This is a genomic window from Streptomyces calidiresistens (assembly GCF_014141525.1).
Classification (GTDB): domain Bacteria; phylum Actinomycetota; class Actinomycetes; order Streptomycetales; family Streptomycetaceae; genus Streptomyces; species Streptomyces calidiresistens.
This window is the reverse complement of sequence record NZ_VKHS01000019.1, coordinates 1-21,353: the sequence shown is the minus strand read 5'-3', so window position 1 is coordinate 21,353 and position 21,353 is coordinate 1. Positions and strand designations below refer to the sequence as shown.

General features: G+C 73.0%; 13 protein-coding genes and 1 pseudogene. 4 read left to right on the top strand and 10 right to left on the bottom strand.

What is annotated here, in order from left to right:
* Nucleotides 1–966 (bottom strand): annotated as a pseudogene (locus tag FOE67_RS02015) (lytic transglycosylase domain-containing protein); the annotation flags it as partial.
* Nucleotides 967–1,267: 301 nt separating this feature from the next.
* Nucleotides 1,268–4,057 carry a DNA polymerase I gene (gene polA, locus FOE67_RS02010; protein WP_182659999.1) on the bottom strand — a complete coding sequence of 930 codons (2,790 nt, stop codon included), beginning with the start codon at nucleotides 4,055–4,057 and terminating at the stop codon, nucleotides 1,268–1,270.
* A 347-nt stretch (nucleotides 4,058–4,404) separates the two neighbouring features.
* On the opposite strand from polA, the gene FOE67_RS02005 reads away from it, so the two are divergent.
* Nucleotides 4,405–6,639, top strand: a complete 2,235-nt coding sequence (locus FOE67_RS02005; protein WP_323384050.1) for an FdhF/YdeP family oxidoreductase — start codon at nucleotides 4,405–4,407, stop codon at nucleotides 6,637–6,639.
* Nucleotides 6,640–6,735: 96 nt separating this feature from the next.
* On the top strand, nucleotides 6,736–7,251 hold the full coding sequence (locus FOE67_RS02000) for a PaaI family thioesterase (RefSeq protein ID WP_182659997.1): 516 nt from the start codon (nucleotides 6,736–6,738) through the stop codon (nucleotides 7,249–7,251).
* 92 nt (nucleotides 7,252–7,343) lie between these two features.
* On the opposite strand, the gene FOE67_RS01995 is transcribed toward FOE67_RS02000, so the two are convergent.
* Both FOE67_RS01995 and FOE67_RS01990 read right to left on the bottom strand, forming a co-directional pair.
* Nucleotides 7,344–9,011, bottom strand: coding sequence for an ABC-F family ATP-binding cassette domain-containing protein (locus FOE67_RS01995; RefSeq protein WP_182659996.1), 1,668 nt, complete (start codon nucleotides 9,009–9,011; stop codon nucleotides 7,344–7,346).
* 450 nt (nucleotides 9,012–9,461) lie between these two features.
* Nucleotides 9,462–12,260 (bottom strand): helix-turn-helix transcriptional regulator, encoded by a 2,799-nt coding sequence (locus tag FOE67_RS01990; protein WP_323384045.1) that lies wholly within the window; start codon nucleotides 12,258–12,260, stop codon nucleotides 9,462–9,464.
* A 178-nt stretch (nucleotides 12,261–12,438) separates the two neighbouring features.
* Here FOE67_RS01990 and FOE67_RS01985 point away from each other — a divergent pair, with 178 nt between their 5' ends.
* A complete protein-coding gene (locus tag FOE67_RS01985; protein WP_182659995.1) occupies nucleotides 12,439–13,353 on the top strand; it encodes an MBL fold metallo-hydrolase in 915 nt (304 codons plus the stop codon).
* A gap of 20 nt (nucleotides 13,354–13,373) precedes the next feature.
* Entirely contained in the window at nucleotides 13,374–14,864 is a 1,491-nt protein-coding gene (locus FOE67_RS01980) for a carboxylesterase/lipase family protein (protein WP_182659994.1), read from the top strand.
* Nucleotides 14,865–14,893: 29 nt separating this feature from the next.
* On the opposite strand, the gene FOE67_RS01975 is transcribed toward FOE67_RS01980, so the two are convergent.
* From FOE67_RS01975 to FOE67_RS01950, 6 genes are all read right to left on the bottom strand, one after another.
* The gene (locus tag FOE67_RS01975; RefSeq protein ID WP_182660002.1) at nucleotides 14,894–15,313 is read right to left on the bottom strand and encodes a DUF397 domain-containing protein; all 420 of its coding nucleotides are present in this window, start codon (nucleotides 15,311–15,313) and stop codon (nucleotides 14,894–14,896) included.
* 348 nt (nucleotides 15,314–15,661) lie between these two features.
* Nucleotides 15,662–16,438: an ABC transporter ATP-binding protein gene (locus tag FOE67_RS01970; RefSeq protein WP_182660001.1), complete on the bottom strand. Its 777-nt coding sequence runs from the start codon at nucleotides 16,436–16,438 to the stop codon at nucleotides 15,662–15,664.
* 41 nt (nucleotides 16,439–16,479) lie between these two features.
* Nucleotides 16,480–17,445, bottom strand: coding sequence for an ABC transporter ATP-binding protein (locus tag FOE67_RS01965; RefSeq protein WP_438874172.1), 966 nt, complete (start codon nucleotides 17,443–17,445; stop codon nucleotides 16,480–16,482).
* On the bottom strand, nucleotides 17,442–18,857 hold the full coding sequence (locus FOE67_RS01960; protein WP_182659993.1) for a branched-chain amino acid ABC transporter permease: 1,416 nt from the start codon (nucleotides 18,855–18,857) through the stop codon (nucleotides 17,442–17,444). Before FOE67_RS01960 ends, FOE67_RS01965 begins: the two co-directional genes overlap by 4 nt.
* Nucleotides 18,854–19,777 carry a branched-chain amino acid ABC transporter permease gene (locus FOE67_RS01955; protein ID WP_182659992.1) on the bottom strand — a complete coding sequence of 308 codons (924 nt, stop codon included), beginning with the start codon at nucleotides 19,775–19,777 and terminating at the stop codon, nucleotides 18,854–18,856. The genes FOE67_RS01960 and FOE67_RS01955 overlap by 4 nt, the downstream gene beginning before the upstream one ends.
* A gap of 147 nt (nucleotides 19,778–19,924) precedes the next feature.
* Nucleotides 19,925–21,094 (bottom strand): branched-chain amino acid ABC transporter substrate-binding protein, encoded by a 1,170-nt coding sequence (locus FOE67_RS01950; RefSeq protein WP_182659991.1) that lies wholly within the window; start codon nucleotides 21,092–21,094, stop codon nucleotides 19,925–19,927.
* Nucleotides 21,095–21,353: the final 259 nt, after the last annotated feature.

Below are 21,353 nucleotides of genomic sequence, written 5' to 3'. Positions count from 1 at the left end.
GGGCTTCGTCGGGGCGGGCGACGGAGGCGGCGCGGCGGTCGCCGGCCGCTCCTCCCGCCGGGTCCCCTCCTCCCGGCGGTCGGTTCGCGTCTCCTCCCGGTCCGCCCTGCCGCTCCCGCCGCCGCTTCCGGGACCGGTGCCACCGGTTCCGGGGCCGGCGTCCGGCACGGCGTGCACACCCTCGCGGTAGTACTCCAGCCACGACAGGACGGTGTTCACGTACTCGCGCGAGTTGTTGTAGCTCAGCAGGGCCCGGTCCAGGTCGGCGGCGCGGCTCAGATCCCGGGAGCCTGCGCACAGGTAGTGGCCGGCGGCGAGCGTCGCGTCGTACACGTTGTTGGGGTCGCTGATCCCGTCACCGTTGCCGTCCGCGCCCCATCCCGCCCAGGTGGAGGGGATGAACTGCATGGGGCCCACGGCCCGGTCGTACACCGCGTCCCCGTCCCACCGGCCGCCGTCGGTGTCGGTGATGCGGGCGAAGCCGTTGCCGTCCAGCACCGGCCCGAGGATGGGGGGCATCGCGTTGCCCTCCGCGTCCAGCGCGCCGCCGCGCGCGTGGCCGGACTCCACCTTCCCGATGGCCGCGAGGAGTTCCCACTCCAGACCGCAGGAGGGGTGGGAGGCGGCGAGGGACGCCTCGGCGGCGCGGTAGGCGGCGAGCACGGCGGCGGGTATGCCGGCGGCGGCCTCGCCGACCGGGCCGGCGGGAACCCCGTCGGGGCCGGATCCCGCCCCGTCCGCGGACTCCGGGTCCGTCTCGGGGTCGGGGACGCCCAGCGGCGGGAGTTCGGTGTCGTAGGGGCGGCCGGAGTAGTCGTTGCCGCCCTTCGCGTCCTTGGAGCCGTCGGCGGCCTCGGCGCCGGGCAGGAGATCCGTCCCCTGTGACGCGGTGAGGGCCGCCATGGCGACCGCGGCCAGTGCCGACCCGGACAGTCCGCGCCTGATCCTGCGCCTGGTGGACGCCACCCGATCTCTCCCCTCCACGGGTCGTCGACGACCCGCCCTCGCTCTCCCCGCGATCCCGTCGACCCGACCCCGCTCGGGGCGCGGGTGGAATGTCCGCGCCCCGGGGAGCCCGAAGGGTCGCTCCGGGCGTCGATCGACAACGGGGACGACATTACGTCAACACCCGGTTCCCGAACCAGGTTCCACCCACCGTGTTCGGGATCCGAACACACCGTGCTCACCGATCGTCCGACGAACGGTCACGACCGTGTCGGCCGGCGCCGATCGGGGCGCGGGGACACGGCCGTGACGGGTGGTCCGCTCAGTGGGCGGCGGCCTCCCAGGTGTCGCCGACACCGATGGAGACGTCCAGCGGGACGCGCAACTCCACGGCACCCGCCATCTCCCGGCGCACCAAATCCTCGACCACCGCGCGCTCACCCGGCGCGACCTCCAGCACGATCTCGTCGTGCACCTGGAGGAGCATCCGGGTGCGCAGCCCTTCCCGGCGCAGCGCCGTGTCCACCCGCAGCATGGCGATCTTCACGATGTCGGCGGCGGTGCCCTGGATGGGGGCGTTGAGCGCCATTCGCTCGGCCATCTCCCGACGCCGGCGGTCGGTGCTGGAGAGGTCGGGCAGGTAGCGGCGGCGTCCCAGGATGGTGTGGGTGTAACCCACCGCGGTGGCCTCGCCGACGACCCGCTGGAGGTAGTCGCGCACCCCGCCGAAGCGCTCGAAGTAGGTGTCCATCAGCCGCCGGGCCTCGTCCGCGCCGATGCCCAACTGCTGGGAGAGTCCGAAGGCCGACAGTCCGTAGGCCAGGCCGTAGCTCATCGCCTTGGTCTTGCGGCGCATCTCCGGGTCCACCCGGTCGCGCGGCACCGAGAAGACCTGGGAGGCGACGGTGTCGTGCAGGTCCTCGCCGGAGGTGAAGGCGTCGATGAGCCCCTCGTCCTCGGACAGGTGGGCCATGACCCGCAGTTCGATCTGGCTGTAGTCGGCGGTCAGCAGGCACTCCCACCCCTCCCCCACCACGAAGGCGCCCCGGATGGCGCGGCCCTCGTCGGTGCGCACGGGGATGTTCTGGAGGTTGGGATCGGTGGAGGAGAGCCGGCCGGTGGCGGCGACCGTCTGCTGGAAAGTGGTGTGGATGCGGCCGTCCGGGGCGATGGCCTTGATCAGCCCCTCCACGGTGGTGCGCAGCTTCGCCTGCTCGCGGTAGCGGAGCATCAGCACCGGCAGTTCGTGCTCGGTCTGTCCGGCCAGCCACATCAGGGCGTCGGCGTCGGTGGTCCAGCCGGTCTTGGTCTTCTTGGTGCGGGGCAGGCCCAGCTCGCCGAAGAGGACCTCCTGCAGCTGCTTGGGCGAGCCGAGGTTGAACTCGTGGCCCACCGCGGTGTGGGCGTCCTCGACGGCCTGCCGAACGGCGGCGGCGAACTGCTGCTCCAGCCGCTCCAACCGCCCCCGGTCGGCGGCGATGCCGGCGCGCTCCATGCGGGCGAGCAGGTCGGAGACCGGCAGCTCCATGTCGTGCAGGAGGTCCTCGGCCCCCACGTCCCGCAGTCGCTCGGCGAGGGCGGTCCCCAGGTCCAGGACGGTGCGGGCCCGGCGCATCAGCGCCTCGGACTCGGCGTCCTCGTCGGCGTCCAGGGCGAGCTGACCGTCGGAGCCACCGGTCGCGACCGGCTCGCGGCCGAGGAACTCCAGGCCCAGCCCCTCCAGGTCGAAGGAACGCCGACCGGGTTGGATGAGGTAGGCCGCCAGGGCGGTGTCCATGGTGACGCCGGCGACCTCCCAGCCGTGCTCGGCCAGCACCCGCCGGGCCTGCTTGGCACCGTGCACGACCTTGGGGCGCCCCGGGTCGGCGAGCCACTCGGCGAGGGCCCGCTCGTCGTCGGCGTCCGCGTCGGTGGGGTCGATGTGGGCGGCGGGGCCGTCGGGGCGGGCGATCGCCAGGGCGTGGACGGTGCCGCTGCCGAGCTTCCACTCGTCCAGCAGGGCCAGGCCCACCGGTCCGTCGGCGTGCCGCTCCAGCCAGTCGGCGACGGCTCCGGAGGCGAGCCGGGTGCCCTCGATCCCGGGCCCCTCCTCGCCGGTACCGGCGCCGTCCCCGCCGTCCGCCTCCGCCTCGGCCGGGTCGATGGCGAACAGGCGCTCGCGCAGGCTGCGGTTGCGGAACTCCAGGGAGTCCAGCAGCGCGGTGACGGCCTCGCGGTCGTAGGGGGCGCGGACGAGGTCGGCCGGACCGGCGGGAAGGTCCATGTCCCGGACCATCTCGGTGAGTTCACGGTTGAGGCGCACCGACTCCAGGTGCTCCCGCAGGTTGGCGCCGACCTTGCCCTTGACCTCCTCGGCACGCTCCAGCAGCTCCTCCAGGGAGCCGAACTGCCGCAGCCATTTGACGGCGGTCTTCTCCCCCACCCCGGGGATGCCCGGCAGGTTGTCCGAGGGGTCGCCGCGCAGGGCGGCGAAATCGGGATAGCGCTCGGGGGCCAGGCCGTACTTCTCCTCCACCGCGGCGGGGGTGAAGCGGGTCAGCTCGGACACGCCCTTGGTGGGGTACAGGACGGTGATCCGGTCGGAGACCAGCTGGAAGGAGTCGCGGTCGCCGGTGACGACGAGAACCTCGAACCCCTCGGCGGCGGCCCGGGTGGCGAGGGTGGCGATGATGTCGTCGGCCTCGAAGCCCTCCACCGCGAAGCGGGGGACGTTCATCCCGTCCAGCAGCTCGCCGATGGCGGTCACCTGCCCCCGGAACTCGTCGGGGGTGGCGGAGCGATTGGCCTTGTACTCGGCGAACCGCTCCGAGCGCCAGGTGCGGCGGGAGACGTCGAAGGCGACGGCGAGGTGGGTGGGGCGCTCGTCGCGCACGGTGTTCGCCAGCATGGAGGTGAAGCCGTAGACCGCGTTGGTCGGGCGCCCGTCGCCGGTGGTGAAGTTCTCGGCGGGCAGCGCGAAGAACGCCCGGTAGGCCAACGAGTGGCCGTCGAGCAACATCAGCCGGGGAGGGCCGGCGGGCTCCGCGCCGCTCGCCCCGGGAACGGGCGGGCGATCGGCGGGCGGGTCGGTTCGCTGCTCGGTCGTCGATGCGTTCTCGGTCACGTTCGGCATCCTCCCACGCGGCACCGACACTCCCCGCCCGCCGCCGCGTGTCCCGGCGCGTGCCGATGGTTCGGATCCCGGGGCCCCGCGCCCCCGGGGCCGGCACCGGTGTCCCCGTCGCCCGCCCCGGGCCCGTGCGCTCCGGGCCGAACGGGTGCCCGGCGGGGGTGCCCGGACGCCTCCGACGTGGCACGATCGGCCGCAGGGGCGGGGCGGCGCGACCCCGCAACGACGATCCGCAGGAGGACCCCGTGGCGCAGCGGTCGGAGGAGTCGAGGAACCCGGAGGCCCGGGACGTCCGGGACGTCCGGGACGAGGGGGACGGGCACGGCGACGCCCCCGGGGAGGAGAACCCGGTGATCTCGGCCCCCGCCGACCACGCCGCCGGCGCCGCGGCGATCGGACACACCCTGCGGATGGCCCGGCGCGGCATGGGGGCGCGGCGCACGGCGCTGACGCTGCTGCGGGTCAACCAGCCGTCCGGTTTCGACTGCCCCGGCTGTGCCTGGCCCGAGCCGGACAAGCCGCACCTCGCCGAGTTCTGCGAGAACGGCGCGAAGGCGGTGGCCGAGGAGGCGACCCCCCGTCGGGTCGGTCCGGCGTTCTTCGCCGCCCACCCCCTGTCCGACCTGGAGCACCGCTCCGGGTACTGGCTGGGACAGCAGGGTCGGTTGACCGAGCCGATGTACCGGGCGCCGGGGGCGGACCGGTACGTGCCGGTCGGCTGGGACGAGGCGTTCGACATCGTCGCGGAGGAGCTGAACGCGCTGGACTCCCCGGACGAGGCGCTGTTCTACACCTCGGGGCGGACGAGCAACGAGGCGGCCTTCCTGTACCAGTTGTTCGTCCGCGAGTTCGGCACCAACAACCTGCCGGACTGCTCGAACATGTGCCACGAGTCCTCGGGGTCGGCCCTGAACGAGACGCTCGGGGTGGGCAAGGGCAGCGTGCTGCTGGAGGATCTGTACCGGGCCGATCTGATCATCGTGGCGGGCCAGAACCCGGGCACCAACCACCCGCGGATGCTGGGCGCGCTGGAGCGGGCCAAGGCGGAGGGCGCCCGGATCATCTCGATCAACCCGCTGCCGGAGGCGGGGTTGATGGCGTTCCGCAACCCGCAGACGGTCCGGGGGCTGGTCGGCGGGGGCACGTCGCTGACCGACCTGTTCCTGCGCATCCGCGTCGGTGGCGACCAGGCGCTGTTCCGGATGCTGAACCGGATGCTGCTGGAGACGCCGGGGGCGGTGGACGAGGAGTTCGTGCGCGGGTACACGCACGGCTTCGAGGAATTCGCCGCGGTGGCCCGGGGGGCGGACCGGGAGGAGACCCTCGCCGCGACCGGCCTGACCGCGGAGGAGATCGACGAGGCGCTGCGGATGGTGCTGGCCGCCGACCGGATCGTGGTGTGCTGGGCGATGGGGCTGACCCAGCACCGCCACTCGGTGCCCACCATCCGCGAGGTCGTCAACTTCCTGCTGCTGCGCGGGAACGTGGGCCGACCGGGCGCGGGGGTGTGCCCGGTGCGCGGGCACAGCAACGTGCAGGGCGACCGGACCATGGGCATCTGGGAACGCCCGCCGGCGTGGTTCCTCGACGCGCTGGAGCGGGAGTTCGGCTTCACGCCGCCGCGCGAACCCGGCATGGACACCGTGGAGGCGATCCGGGCGCTGCGCGACGGCCGGGCCAAGGTCTTCATCGGCATGGGCGGGAACTTCGTCTCCGCCTCCCCCGACACGGCGGTGACCGAGGCGGCGATGCGCCGGGCGCGACTGACCGTTCAGGTCTCCACGAAGTTGAACCGTTCGCACGTGGTGACCGGCAGGCGGGCACTGATCCTGCCGGCGCTGGGCCGCACCGATCGGGACGAGCGGGGCACCGGGCCGCAGTTCGTCACCGTGGAGGACTCCATGGGGCAGGTGCACGCCTCCCGGGGGCGGCTGACCCCGCCCGGTCCGCGGGTGCGCTCCGAACCGGCGATCGTCTGCGGCCTGGCCCGCCACGTGTTGGGACGGCGCAGTTCCACGCCGTGGGAGGAGTTCGCCGAGGACTACCGGCTGATCCGGGAGCGGATCGAGCGGGTGATCCCGGGCTTCGAGGACTTCGAGGAGCGGGTGGGGCGGCGGGGCGGGTTCGCCCTGCCGCACGCCCCCCGCGACGAGCGGCGCTTCCCCACCGCCACGGGGAGGGCCAACTTCACGGCCGCCCCGGTGGAGTGGCCCCGGGTGCCGGAGGGGCGGCTGCTGCTCCAGACCCTGCGCTCGCACGACCAGTACAACACCACGATCTACGGCATGGACGACCGGTACCGGGGGGTGCGCGGCGGCCGGCGGGTGGTGCTGGTCAACCCGGAGGACGCCGCCGCGCTGGGGTTCGCCGACGGCGACCGGGTGGACCTGGTCGGCGAGTGGGCGGACGGCGTGGAGCGGGTGGCCCCGGACTTCCGGCTGGTGCACTACCCCACCGCGCGCGGCTGCGCGGCGGCCTACTACCCGGAGACGAACGTGCTGGTGCCGCTGGACTCGACGGCGGAGGGCAGCAACACCCCCACCAGCAAATCGGTGGTGATCGGGCTCACCCCCACGAAGGACTGAGCAAGCGCTTGATCGGAGCACGAACCCCGGGATAGGACGGGAGCGGGACACCCGCGTCACCGCGCGGGGACCGGCGACGAGGAACGGACGGGCCACATGGGCGACACGACGCAGGGGGAACGGAACGAGGGGACCGGCGACGGGAGGACCGGGGACCACACCCCCCTGCCCCTCTTCCCGCGCGATGTCCTGGACCTGTGGTCCGGGCGCGGCATCGACCTGTACGCCCTGTTCTCCGCCGGGAACCTCGGCACCCGCATGGGCCTGCGGGTGCTGGAGGCCGCCCCGGACAAGGTGATCGGCACCCTGCCGGTGGAGGGCAACACCCAGCCCTACGGCCTGCTGCACGGCGGCGCCTCGGCGGTGCTGGCGGAGACCCTGGGCTCGGTCGGCGCGATGCTGCACGGCGGCCCGGACCGCATCGCGGTGGGCGTGGATCTGAACTGCACCCACCACCGGGGCGTGCGCTCGGGCACCATCACCGGCGTGGCGGTCCCCGTGCACGCCGGGCGCACCTCGGCCACCTACGAGATCGTCATCACCTCCGAGGAGGGCAAGCGGATCTGCTCCGCCCGGCTGACCTGCGCCCTGCGCGAGAACCCGGCGGCCTGATCCGCCCCACCCGCCGGATCGGGACGTCCCGGATCGGAACGTCCCGGATCGGAACCGGGGGCGGATCGGAACCGGGGGCGGATCGGCACGGATCAGTCGGCGGGCGGGGCCCCGAAGAGGTTCAGGGCCTCCTCCCGCCCGATCTCCCCGGACTCCTCCCCCAGCAGCACCCACCGGGTGATGCCGATCGCCTCCAACAGGGCCCGGTCGTGGGAAACCACCAACAGCGCCCCCCGGTGGGAGGCGAGCGCCCCGGTCAGGTGCCGCACCGAGGCCGGGTCCAGGTTGTTGGTCGGCTCGTCCAGCATCAGCAGCTGCGGGGCCGGTTCCGCGAGCACGAGGGCCGCGAGGCAGGCCCGGAAGCGTTCCCCGCCCGAGAGCGTGCCCACGAGCCGATCGGCGCGTGCGCCCTTGAACAGGAACCGGGCCAACCGGGCGCGGACCTCGGTGGTCCCCGCCCCCGGGGCCACGCGCCCGACGTTCCCCACGATGCTCAGCGCGTCGTCCAGCACGTCCTGCCGCTGGGGCAGGTACCGCGTCGGGACGCACGTCCGGGCCTCGCCGGCGACCGGCTCCACTTCCCCCGCCAGGACGCGCAGCAGGGTGCTCTTGCCCGAGCCGTTGCGGCCGATCAGCGCGATCCGCTCCGGGCCGCGCACCTCCAGGTCCAGTTCCCCCGCCCCGCCCAGCGGGAGCCGGACCCCGCGCAGGGTCAGCACCGTGCGGCCCGCCGGGACGGCGGTGTGCGGCAGGTCCACCCGGATCTCCTCCTCCCGGCGGGCCGCCTCCTCCGCCTCGACCAGCCGCTCGCGGGCCTCCTCCAGTCGTTCCCCGTGCACGCCCCGCAGCTTGCCGGCCGACTCCTGCGCGGCCCGCTTGCGGGCGCCGGCGACGATGCGCGGGGCGGTGCGGCGGGCGTCCAGGACCCGGTCGTGCCGGGCCCGACGGCCGATCCGCAGCCGGGCGTCCTCCAGTTCGCGCCGCCGCTTGCGGACATCCGCCTCGGCCGAGCGCAGGGCCCGGTCGGCGGCCTCCCGGCGGGTCGCCACCGCCTCGGTCATCGCGGACCACCCGCCGCCGTAGCGGGTGGTCCCGCCGCCGGGGCACAGTTCCACGATGCCGTCCACGTGCTCCAGCAGGTCGGCGTCGTGCGAGACGACGATCAACACCCCGGACCGGTACCCGGCGACCGCCTCGTGGAGCCGCCGGCGGGCGAAGAGGTCGAGGTTGTTGGTGGGTTCGTCCAGCAGCAGCACATCGGGACGCTCCAGCAGTCGGGCGGCCAGGCCGAGCAGGACGGTCTCCCCGCCGGACATCCGCCCCACCTCGCGATCCGGGTCGAGGTGGTCCAGGCCCAGGGAGTCGAGGGTCGCCCGGGTGCGCTCCTCCACGTCCCAGTCGTCGCCGATCGTCCCGAAGTGCCGCTCGTCGGGGTCCCCGGACTCGATGGCGCGCAGCGCGGCCCGGCGTTCGGCGATGCCCAGGACGTGCTCGACCCGCAGTCCGGTGTCGAGGACGAGGTCCTGCGGCAGGTGGGAGAGCCGGCCGGAGACGGCCACCGAGCCCCGATGGGGGCGCAGCAGACCGGCGATGAGCCGGAGCAGGGTGGATTTGCCGGCGCCGTTGGCGCCGACGAGGCCGGTGCGGCCCCGTCCGACGGTCAGGGAGAGTCCGTCGACGACGGGGGTGCCGTCCGGCCATCGGAAGGTGAGGTCGGAACAGGTCACCGAGGGACCGGCCGACGCGGTGGTGTGGGGCACGGGTGTTCTCTCGCAATCACGCTCGCGGAACGGTCGATGGGCGCGTGTGCGAGCACCGTGCGGCGACCGGCCCGGAGGGGGCGGGAGAGGTGCGGGTCCCGTGCGGGGGACGGCCCGTGCACCGGAGGTCGCATCCACGCGGCGCGTCGTGCGGGAGACGGGGTCTCCACCGGACGACGGCACACGGCCGGGAGCCGTGCCGCGCGGTGATCGCGAACCTCAGATGCGCAACGTCCACCTCTATCGGAGACAACAGGACCCCACCAGGGTAGCCGGCACCCGGGCGGCGGCGCACGGGGTTTTCCGCCCACCGCGCACGACGCCGTCCCGCGATCACCCCGGGATCGCGGGCCGGCGTGCGGCGTTCGGGCTCCCGGACCCGGTGCCCGGGGTGGTCGATGAGGTCGACCCATACGCGTCGGGTGACCGCTTCCACCGCCGGGCGTGCCCTTATTCCCGGTGGCTGCCCGTCACCCGGGTGCCCCGGAGGAGGTCGCGCAGCTGGGAGCGGGCGGTGATGCCCAGTTTGGGGAAGCTGCGGTAGAGGTGCGAGCCGACCGTGCGCGGGGAGAGGAAGAGCCTCTCGCCGATCTCGCGGTTGGTCAGCCCCCGGGCGGCGAGATGGATGATCCGCCGCTGTTGCGGGGAGAGCTCGGCGAGCGCGTCGGGGGCCGTGTCCGTGACACCGAGGCCGGCGGCCCGCGATTCGGCCCGGGTCCGCTCGGTCCACGGATGCGCGCCCAGGCGCCGGAAGATCTCCAGGGCCTCGGTGAGCGGCCCACGTGCCTCCGCGATGCGCCGACGCCGCCGCAGCCACTCGGCGAAATCCAGCAGGGCCCGGGCACGTTCGAAGGGCCAGTGCTCGAGGACCGGGTCGGCCAGGGCCGCCCGGAAGTGCGGCTCGGCATCCCCGGGGTCCGCCAGCAGGCCCCGGGCCCGGCTGATCAACGCACGCAGGCGCGGTGAAGCGTCGTCCGCGAGCGTGCGTGCGGAACGCTCGACGATCGCCGCGGCCTCCTCGCGCCGACCACTGCGCACAGCCGCGGCGGCCAGATCCGCGAGAGCCGGGTGGGAGGCGTGGTAGTGCACAGGGGCGCCGTCCGCCGTGAACACCATGCGCAGGTGGTCGTAGGCCGTCTCGTACGCGCCCTCCGCGGCCGCCGCGGCGCCCAGCGCACGACGGGCATAAACGCGGACCGAGCGGCTCTCCAGCGGATCGATCAGCGCGAGCGCCTCCTCGGCCCGGGCCCGGGCCGAGGAGGCGTGCCCCCGGTGGGCCAGCACGGTGGCATCCACCGTGGCCGCGCAGGCCACGGCGTGGTCGAGGCCGGTCACCCGGCCGACCGCGGTGATGCGGGCGCAGGCCTCACGGGCCCGGTCCCACCTTCCTCGTTCCACATGGGCCCACGCGATCGCGCCGCCCAGCCCCTCCGGCAGCGGCCCCCGCGACTCCCAGCGCTCGAAGGCCTCGTCGAAGACCCGGACGGCCCACGGGGTCTCGTCCAGGAGCCATGCCATGATCCCGACGGCGACGAGCTGCTCCGGCCCGGCTTTCGCCTCGGCGGCCAACCGCGGGAGCAGCGAGACGAGGTGGGCCCGGCCGTCGAAGGGGTCCGACACGGCCCTCACCCAGGTGCGCAAGCCCGCGTGCGCGGCGTCGCCGGGAAGGCGCTCCAGGATGTTTCGGATGCGGTGGCGCCAGGTGTCCTCCCCGGAGTAGAAGCGGACCACGGCGGCGCCGGCCAGGAGGTCCAGCGCCGCGGCGGGCTGGGAGACCGCCAACTCCTCGGCGGTGTCGGTCAGTCGGGTGAAAACCGCGGTGTGGCGCGCGGTCAGCATCGCCAGTCGCCCGACCTGCACCGCGGCGGAGGCCAACAGCGACGCGTCATCCGTGCGGGTGCGTGCCGCGGCGGCCAGTTCCTCGACCCGGGCGAGGTCACCGGTGAACACGGCCGCCGAAGCGGCTTCGACCAGAAGCCGCGCGCCGTCCTCACGCCGCGGTGCGAGTTCCGCGGCACGCTGCAGGGCCCGGGCCGCCGCCGCATGGCCGCCGCGCCGACGGGCCCGGGCGGCGGTCCGCTCCAGCTCCGCCGACACGGCCGCGTCCGGGCCCGGGCAGGCGGCGGCCAGATGCCAGGCACGCCGGTCCGGTTCCTCCCGCAGCATCTCGGCGAGCGCGAGGTGAGCCCCGCGCCGGGCGCCCGGGGATGCGGCGTGATACACGGCGGAGCGGACCAGCGGGTGGCGGAACCGGACGTCTCGGCCGGTCCGCCGCACCAGGACGGCCTCCTCGGCGGGCATCCAGGTCTCGTCCCCGGCGTCCGGAAGCCCGGCCGGGACGGCGATCGCGGTGTCGACGCCGTCCATGGCGGCCAGGAGCAGCAGGGCCCGCCTCGTGGCGGCGGGGAGGCCGTTCAGGCGGGCGGCGAAGATCCGCTCCAGGTGATCGGTGAGCGGGAGTGGACCTGCCGGCATCCCCGGGGCCGCGTCGTGTGCGGTGGCCGCCCTCGTCAGTTCCACCAGTGCCAGCGGGTTGCCGCCGGCCTGGTCGAGGATGTGCCTCCTGGTGGGGCCGGCGGGGCTCCTCGGCTGCAGGTCGAGGAGCCGATTGGCCGCAGCGCCGTCGAGCGGTCCCAGAGTGAGCGTCGGCACGTGACGGTCGAATCCCGGGAGGTGATCGCCGCCACGGACCGCGATCAGCATCGTGACCGGTTCCCCTTCCAACCTTCGGGCGACGAAGGACAGTACGTCCAGGGAGGCACGGTCGAACCAGTGTGCATCGTCCAACACCACCAGCACGGGACGCCGGTCGCCCGGGGCCGACAGCAGGCTCAGGACGGCGACCCCGATCAGCATGGGATCGGGTGCGCCCGAACGCCCGGGCGTGGACGGCGCCACACCGAAGGCGTCCCGTATCGCAGCGCGCTGCCTCTCCGGCAGCGCGTCCACCGCGGCCGACGCCGGCCGCAGCAACTGGTGAAGGGCGGAGAACGCCAACCTCGCCTCCGACTCGCTGCCCTCGGCCCGCAGTACGCGAGCACCGCCGGCTTCGGCCCGACGCACCGCACGGTCCAACAGCGCGCTCTTCCCCGTGCCCATGTCACCGACCAGCATCACCACGGGGTTCGCCGACGCCGAGTCCACCGCATGGAACAGGCGTGCCAGCTCCGCGTCCCGGCCGACGAACGGCTCACCCGGATCCGGCTCCGGTCCCATGACCGCACCGCGGTCGCCTGCGCGCTCGTCCACGGGGTCTCCAGGAACTGTGGCTCCTCGAGGGAGCCGCCTCGTCTTGCCCCGTCCAGGCTACAAGCGGCCGCGCCCCGGGCCCGGACCGTGGGCCCGGGTGCAGTCACGTGACGGATACCTCGTGCCCGAGTCTGCTCGTACGGTTCCGGGAAAGCCCCCGAATCCCCGAGAAGGCCTTATGGAAAGCATCACGTTGGGCGACGTCACCATCACCCGGGTACGGGAATACTTCGGCTCCGTCGAAATGACGCCCGAAACCTTCTTCCCGGAAAGCTCGACGGAAGTGTGGGACGACAGCGCCTCATGGCTCACCCCGCATTTCCTGGACTCCGAGACCAATATCGTGAATTCCGCGATCCAGACCTGGGTACTGCGCAGCGAGGGCAAGATCATCCTCGTCGACACCGGCGTGGGCAACCACAAGGACCGCCCGTACGCGCCGGTCTGGAACCGCCTCGAAACAGGCTTCCTGGCCAATCTCGCCCGGGCCGGCGTCGAGCCCGGGGACGTGGACATCGTGATCAACACGCATCTCCACATCGATCACGTCGGCTGGAACACATACCTGAACGGCCGGCAATGGGTGCCCACCTTCCTCAACGCCACCTATCTGATACCGAAGGACGACTTCGACTTCTGGAATCCCGAGAACGGCCACGAGTCGCTGCTCGGCCGCGGCAACCAGAACGTCTTCGAGGACAGCGTGGCCCCGGTGCACCGGTCCGGCCGGACGCTGCTGTGGGAAAACAGCCACCGGATCGACGCCGGCCTGCGCCTGGACACGGCTCCCGGACACACCCCCGGCTCCTCCGTGCTGACCCTCACCTCCGGGACGGACCGCGCGGTGTTCGTCGGCGACATGCTGCACAACCCCGTGCAGATCCTCGAACCCGACGCCAACAGCTGCTTCTGCGAGGATCCCGCGGGCGCCCGCGCCACCCGCCGCAAGGTGCTGGGCTGGGCGGCCGACAACAACGCTCTCGTGATCCCCGCGCACCTGGGCGGCCACGGCGCCGCCGAAGTCGTGCGCGACGGAAGCAGGTTCGCCATCAAGGGCTGGGCTCCCTTCGCCCCGTACACCGAGCAGGGCTGAGGCCCGGGGAAGGCCTGACCGTGAATCATCATCCCGAACCCGTCGTGACCACGGCGCAGGGTGCCGTCCGCGGCCTGCGCCGGGGCGGCACCGCCGCCTTCCTGAACATCCCGTATGCCGCCCCTCCCCGCGGCGCCGGCCGGTTCGCCCCGCCCCGGCCGCACGAGCCGTGGGACGGCATACGGGACGCCACCGCGCCGGGGCCCAACGCGCCGCAGTCCGAGCGCAGGCTCGGCGGCGTGGACATGTCCCCTTACTTCGGGGCCGGTTGGAGCCGCGGGGAGGACTACCTCACCGTCAACGTCTTCACGCCCGCCGCCGGCGGCGGCGGCCTGCCGGTCATGGTGTTCGTCCACGGCGGGGGATTCGTCGCCGGCTCGACGCGGTCCGCGTTGTACGACGGTTCCGCCTTCGCCCGTGACGGCGTCGTCCTCGTCACCGTCAACTACCGGCTGGGCATCGCCGGGTTCCTCGACATCCCCGGCGCGCCCGCCAACCGCGGCATGCTCGACGTCATCGCCGCGCTGCGCTGGGGGCGGGAGAACATCGCCGCCTTCGGCGGTGACCCGGACAACGTCACCCTCTTCGGCCAGTCGGCCGGGGCGACCATCGTCGGTGGCGTCCTGGCCGCCCCCGGGGCCACGGGCCTCTTCCGCCGGGCGATCGTCCAAAGCGGTAGCGGTCTGGGGGCGTTCACCCCCGAACAGGCCGCCCGCGTCACCCGGGCAGCGGCCGAGGCCCTGGGCATCGAGCCCCGGGTCGACGCCTTCGCGGACATCTCCGACGACCGCCTGGTCGAGGCCGCCTCCCGGCTCGCGGGCATCGACCTGCGGACCGACACGCACCACGATCCGCTGCTCGGACTCAGCCCCTTCAGCCTGGTCCTCGACACGCAGCCCGCCGAATCCCTCGCCGCCGGCCCGGGCGCCGATGTCGACCTGCTCATCGGGACCAACACCGAGGAGGGAAACCTCTACCTGGTCCCCGTGGGCAAGTACGCCACCTCGACCGCTGCGGATGTCGACGACACGGCGGCACGCGCGCACCCGAAGGCGGGGCGGCTCGTCGAGACGTACCGCAGGTCCCGCCCCGAGGCGTCCTTCGGCGAGCTGCGCTCCGCCATCATGAGCGACGCGCTGTTCGGCGCGGGCAGCCGGGCCCTGGCGGGCGCGCATGCCGCCCACCCCGGGTCCGCCACGCACGCCTACGAGTTCGCCTGGCGCTCCCGGGCACTTGACGGACAGCTCGGCGCCACCCACGCCATGGAGCTGCCCTTCGTCTTCGATCTCGCACACCTCCCCCGGCTACACGGTCCCGCCGCCCTGCTCGGCCCCGACACGCCCCCCGCGGATCTCGCCGCCCGCATGCACGAGACCTGGGTCCGGTTCGCCGGGACCGGCAACCCCGGCTGGGACCCGTACGACACCGAGCGCCGGGCCACCATGCGCATCGACACCGAGTGGACCCGGGTCGACGACCCTCGCGGCCGGGAACGACGGGCCTGGGACTGACCCCCTCGCACGCATCCATACGCACTCCTTCACGGAAGGCCACAACCACCACCGTCATCACCACCGGGAACGCCCCCTCCCTGCCGGCCCCGCTGTCCCGAGGCATCCGCCGGGGCCCCGTCCCGCAGGTCTCCGGGCAGCTCCCCGCAGCCGGCACCCGGTCGGCGGCGCACGGGGTTTTCCGCCCACCGCGCACGACGCCGGCCCGCGATCCCGGGGCGATCGCGGGCCGGCGTGCGGCGTGCGGGCTCCCGGTCCCGGGCTCGGGCCCGGTGCCCGAGGTGGTCGACGAAGTCGACCCGGGCGACGGCCGGCACGTTCACCACCGGTCCCTCGGGTCGCTTGCCGTCACGGACGGGCACCGTGGCGGGCACGTCGTCCCGCACCTCCAGGCGGTTGCCGTTGTCGTTGCCGCTGTGGGTGGATTTCCGCCGGGGGGTCTCGCTCAGTCGGCGTACTCCTTCTCGTATCGGCGGTTCTCGTATCGGCTGTTCTCGTATCGGCTGTTCTCGTATCGGCGGATCAGCTCTGTCGACTCGTCCAGGGGTTCCCCGGGCCCGGTGCCGCCGACGTGCCCGACATCGGCGGGCGCGGGAGATCGGGCGGGCCCTCGCCCCGTGCGCCGCCGCCGGGGCGGGGTGCGTCCTGCTGCTCGGCGCCCTCCCGCTCGCCGGAGGGCGGTGAGCGGACCGGTGATCAGCGCGCCGACACCGCCTCCGCCCGCCCCGTCCTCCCCGCCCGAACGCGCCGACGGGGCGTCACGGGTGATCCCCGTGACGCCCCGCCCGTCCGGTCGCTCAGGAGTGCTCGGCCTCCACGTGCTCGCCGAGGTAGGCGGCGCGGATCCGGGGGTCGGCCAACAACTCCCCCGCCGGTCCCTCCATCACCATCTCGCCGGTCTCCAGGACGTAACCCCGGTTGGCCAGTTGAAGGGCCCGGGAGGCGTTCTGCTCGACCAGCAGCAGGGTGGTCCCCTGCTCGTTGATCTCCTTGAGGATGTCGAAGATCTGCTGGACGATCAGCGGCGCCAGGCCCATCGAGGGCTCGTCGAGCAGCAGCAGCTCCGGCTTGCCCATCAGGGCCCGGCCGATCGCGAGCATCTGCTGCTCACCGCCGGAGAGCGTGCCCGCCACCTGCTTGCGGCGTTCGGCGAGGCGCGGGAAGAGGTGGAAGACCCGCTCCAGGTCCCTCGGGTCCGGTCGCTTGAAGCGGTAGGCCCCCATGTGGAGGTTCTCCAGCACCGACATGCGGGCGAAGACCCGCCGTCCCTCGGGGACGTGGCCGATGCCGAAGCGGACCAGTTCGTGGGAGGCGATGCCGTCCACCCGCTCGCCGTGCAGCAGGACGCCGCCCTGTCGGGGGGCGATCATGCCGGAGGCGGTCTGCAGGGTGGTGGACTTGCCGGCACCGTTGGCGCCGAGCAGGGCCACCACCTCGCCGGTGCGCACGCTGAGGTTGATCCCCTTCAGCGCCTCGATCGCCCCGTAGAAGACGTGCAGATCCCGCAGTTCCAGCAGCGGTGCCTCCGCTCCGGCCGCGTCCGACGCGGTCGCGGTGGACTTCTCCGTGCTCACCCTCCCGGCCCCTTCGGTCGTGCGGTGGTCGTTGCGGTCGCTCACGGCCGCTCCTCCCCGTGGTTCGGCCGCTCGCCGGCGGCGTGGTCGCCGCCGCGCCAGTCGGGGTCGTCGGCGTGCTCGGCGTCGAGGTCGGCCACCAGATCGGCGACCGCCTCCGCCTCCTCCTCGTCCGAGGAGCCGAGGTAGGCCTCGATGACGGCCGGGTCGCGCTGGACCTCGCCGGGGGTGCCCTCGGCGATCTTCCGGCCGAAGTTGAGGACCGCGACCCGGTCGGCGACCGACATCACCAGCCGCATGTCGTGCTCGATGAGGAGCACGCTGACCCCCAACTCGGTGTTGATCCGGCGGATCAACTCCTCCAGGTCGTGCTTCTCGGTGGGGTTGGTGCCCGCCGCCGGCTCGTCCAGCAGGAGCAGTTCCGGTTCGGTGGCCAGCGCGCGGGCGATCTCCAGCCGGCGCTGCTCGCCGTAGCTGAGGGAGGCGGCCAGCTCGTTGATCCGGTGCTCCAGACCGACGAAGCGCATCACCTCGTGGGCACGCCGGTCGCTGTCCCGTTCGGCGCGTCGGGCGTGCGGCAGGCCGAGCATGATGGAGACGGCGTCGGTGCGCTGCCGGGTCTCCACCGCGATCTTGACGTTCTCCAGCGCGGTGAGCGCCCCGAACAGGCGGATGTTCTGGAAGGTGCGGGCCAGGCCGAGCCGGCTGACCCGGAACGGCTTGCGCCCGCGCAGTTCCTCCTCGCCACCGGCCCGGGGCCGGTAGGTGATGGCGCCCTCCTGCGGGAGGTAGGCGCCGGTCAGGGAGTTGAACAGCGAGGTCTTGCCGGCCCCGTTGGGGCCGATGATGGCCAGGATCTCGCCGCGCCGCATCTCCAGGTCGACGTGGTCGAGGCTGGTCAGACCGCCGAAGCGGAGGGTGACCCCGGAGGTTTGCAGGATCATGGGGTGGGGCTCGGTGCCGCCCCCGGCGGGGCGATCGGCTGCCCGCTTCGTCTCGGTGGTCACGACGGGGTGTCCCCTCCCGTGGTCGCGGGGCGTCCGCCGGCGGCCGGCATGGCCCGGGTGGCGGTGCCCTCCTCCGCCATGTGCAGTTCACGGACCCGTCTGCGCGAGGGCCACAGTCCCTGCGGCCGGTAGATCATCATGATCACCAGCAGCGCCCCGAGGTACATGTAGCGGTCCTGGGCCGGGACGGTGTCCCGCAGGAACTCCGGCAGCCAGATGAGGATGGCGGTGCCCAGCAGCACGCCGGGGATGGAGCCCATCCCGCCGAAGATCACGTAGGACAGCACCAGCACCGAGAACAGCACGATGAAGAACTCGGAGTTGATGAAGCCGAGCTTGCTGGCGTACACCACGCCGGCGACGCCGGAGGTGGAGGCGCCGATGGCGAAGGCCAGCAGCTTGAACCGGACGGTGTCCACGCCGGTGGCGGCGGCGGCCACCTCGTCCTCGCGGATGGCGGTCCAGGCGCGGCCCACCCGCGAGTGCTCCAGGCGGATGAACAGCACCAGCAGCGCCACGATGAAGCCGAGCTGGAGCCAGTAGTAGGGGCGCGGGTCCAGACCCCACTGGTAGCTGAAGAAGCCCAGGTCGATGCTGAAGCGGTCGACCGAGGCACCCCGGGTGCCACCGGTGAACTCGACCCAGTTCTTCGCCATCAGGTAGACGATCTCGTGGAAGCCGAGGGTGACGATGGCCAGGTAGTCGCCGCGCAGGCGCAGCGTCGGCGCGCCCAGCAGGACGCCCGCCACCAGACAGGTGATCACCGCGATCGGGATGACCGCGAAGTTGTTCAGCTCGAACGGCGGGGCGACCGGCAGGGAGCCGGTCCAGAAGGCCGCGCTGTAGGCGCCGATCGCGAAGAAGGCGATGAAGCCGAGGTCGAGCATGCCGGCCCAGCCGACCACCACGTTCAGGCCGATGGCCAGCAGGACGTAGATGGCGATCTGGTCGACCAGGACCTGCTGCCAGTGCCGGCTGACCAGGAAGGGCAGCACGACCAGGAAGACCAGCAGGGCGGTGAGGGCGAGCATCCGCAGGCGCGGGTCGCGGCGCCACACGGTGCGGGCCCGCTCGGCGGGGCCGGTGCCGGCGCGACGGGCGGTGGACCAGGCGTTGGCCACCGGGGCGCGGAGGAACTCGCGGACCACCCAGATCAGCAGGCAGGCGCCGACCCACAGCCACAGGCCGGGGCCGGTCATGTTCTCCCGCAGGGCGTGGAAGATGTCGCGGTTGGTGCCCTGCTCGCCGGTGACCTGCGCGCCGACGAGGGCCACGCCCATGAGGGCGACCAGCCGCTTGAAGCGGGGGTGGGAGTACCAGGCGGTGCGGCGCAGGCGGGCGGCCTCGGCGGCCCGCTTCGACCCCGTGGGACCGGGTGCGCCGGTGGTGGAGGTGTTGTCGATCGCTGTCATGCCGTCCTCGCCACGCGCTCGCCGAGAATGCCGGTGGGACGGAACATCAGCACCAGGACCAGGGCCCCGAAGGCGCCGACGTACCGCCAGGCGTCGCCGAAGACGTCGACGGTGAACGCCTCGACGATGCCGAGGGTCATGCCGCCGAGCATGGCGCCGCGCACGTTGCCGATCCCGCCGAGGACCGCCGCCGCGAAGGCGGTGATGCCGGGCAGGAAGCCCATCGTGTAGAAGACCTGGTTGGTGGTGCCGAACAGGAAGCCGGCCGCGCCGCCCATGAGGCCGCCCAGCACGAAGGTGCGGGAGACGACCTTGTCGATGTTCACGCCCATGAGGGAGGCGACCTCGGGGTCCTGGGCGACGGCCCGGATGCCCGAGCCGAGCTTGGTGCGGTTGACCACGTGGTCGACGATCAGGAGCATCAGCACGCCGCTGCCGACGATGAGCAGCTGGGTGATGTTGATGGTGGTGTCGAAGATCGTGAAGACCGTACGGTTCTCGTACATCCGGGGCATCGGCATGGCGTTGCGGCCGAAGAGCTTGCCCGCGAGGTTGTAGAGGAAGAACGAGGCGCCGATGGCCGTGATGAGGAAGACCAGGCGGGGGGCGTTGCGGCGGCGCAGCGGCCGGTAGGCCACCTTCTCCAGGAAGAAGGCGACGGTCGCGCCGAGCAGGGCGCCGGTGCAGATGCCGAGCACCACGTATCCGGCGGATTGTGCCAGGGAGGGCGAGGCGACGGGGACGACGAGGGTGAGGGCGATGACCCCACCGAACCCTCCGGTCATGAAGACCTCGCTGTGCGCGAAGTTCAGCAGCTGGAGGACGCCGTAGACGAGGGTGTAACCGATGGCGATGACGGCGTACAAGGAGCCGAGCACCACCCCCAGGACGAGAACGTCCCAGAAGTCGAAGAGGGTCATCGAGGCACTTCCTTGCGGGTTCGCCGCCCCGGCGGGCGGCTCCCCGGTCCCGGGGGACGCCGCCGCGGCGACGGCTGGGCGGGAAACGGCGGGGCGTGGGATCGGCCACGCCCCGCCGGAATGCCGGTGGTGATGCCGAGCCCGGCGTCAGCCGGTGATCTCGGAGATGTCGCCCAGGACGGTGATGGTGTCGTTCTCGACGCGGTAGATGTAGATGCCGGAGCCGGCGTACTCACCGTTCTCGTCGAAGCTGAGGGTCTTGGCCACGCCGTCGTGCGTGCCGACGGACAGCGCCTCGTAGACCGACTGGCGGTCGGCGGCCTCGCCCAGCTCGGCCACGGCCTCGATGATCATCATCGCGGCGTCGTAGGCCTCGGGGGTGTAGGTGCCCGGCTCGCGGTTGTACTCGGCCTCGTAGCGCTCGGTGAAGTCCCGGCCCTCCTGGTCGGCGTCCAGGTCGCGGCACGGGCAGCTGAGGTACCACTCCTCGGCCTCGCCACCGGGGGCCAGGTTGATGAACTCGGGGTCCTTCACGCCGTCACCGGCGAGCTTGATGCCCTCGAACCCCGCCTCGGAGAGCTTGACCGCCAGCGGGCCGGCCTGCGAGTAGTAGCCGGTGTAGACCAGGCCGTCGGCGCCGGAGGTCACGGCGGTACGGGCGATGCCGCTGTGGTCCACGGTGTCGGCGGGCACCGACTCGCGGACGACCTCGATGCCGGCCTCCTCCATGCCCTGCTGGGCCACGTCGGCCAGGCCGATGCTGTAGTCGCCGAGGTCGTCGATGACCATGGCCTTCTCCACACCCTGCTCGGCGAAGAAGGTGGCGATCGCCGCGCCCTGCTCGGCGTCGTTGGGCACGCCGCGCAGGAAGGTCGGGAAGCCCTGCTGGGTGAGGTCGGGGTTGGTGGCCGAGGGGGTGAGGGCGGCCATACCGGCCTCACCGTAGAGGGGGGCGGCCACGGCGGCGGCGCCGGAGAAGGCGGGGCCGACGACGGCGATGACGTCCTCGTCGTCGATGGCGCGCTGGGCGGCGGCGGTGGCCTGGCCGGGTTCGCCGCGGTCGTCGGCGTCCAGGTACTCGAAGGTGACGTCGTAGTCGCCGGACTCGTTGGCCTCGTCGATGGCGAGCTTGACGCCGTTCTCCATGTTGATGCCGAGGTCGACGTTGTCGCCGGAGAGCGGGCCCTGGTAGGCGATCTTGAAGACGGTCCCGGAGGCGTCACCCCCACCGCCGCCCCCGTCGTCACCACAGGCGGTGAGCGCGAGCGCGCCGATCGCGACCGGTATCGCGAGCTTCACGACTCTCTTGCTGAGCATGGGGTACCCCCTGGAGCGAATCCGGAGCCGAAGGGCACCGCACGGGAGTCGTGCACACCGGGTGGAGACCGGCACACGGCGGGGTGCGGCGTGCAGCGGAATCTATGGCCACGGAACGTCCGATAAACAGACGGCCGTCGCAAGTGTGACCGCCTCGTGATGTGTGCCATGCGCCGGAAACAGAACACCCACCACCGACAACCGGACATTCCGGGGCGGTGGTGGGCGTGTCGACACCCCGCCGGGGACGGATGGGCGG

Coding starts and splice junctions, on each gene's coding strand:
- polA (WP_182659999.1), bottom strand. CDS start 4,057: ATGCCGAACGTGACCGAGAACGCATCGACGACCGAGCAGCGAACCGAC.
- FOE67_RS02000 (WP_182659997.1), top strand. CDS start 6,736: ATGGGCGACACGACGCAGGGGGAACGGAACGAGGGGACCGGCGACGGG.
- FOE67_RS01985 (WP_182659995.1), top strand. CDS start 12,439: ATGGAAAGCATCACGTTGGGCGACGTCACCATCACCCGGGTACGGGAA.
- FOE67_RS01960 (WP_182659993.1), bottom strand. CDS start 18,857: ATGACAGCGATCGACAACACCTCCACCACCGGCGCACCCGGTCCCACG.
- FOE67_RS01955 (WP_182659992.1), bottom strand. CDS start 19,777: ATGACCCTCTTCGACTTCTGGGACGTTCTCGTCCTGGGGGTGGTGCTC.
- FOE67_RS01950 (WP_182659991.1), bottom strand. CDS start 21,094: ATGCTCAGCAAGAGAGTCGTGAAGCTCGCGATACCGGTCGCGATCGGC.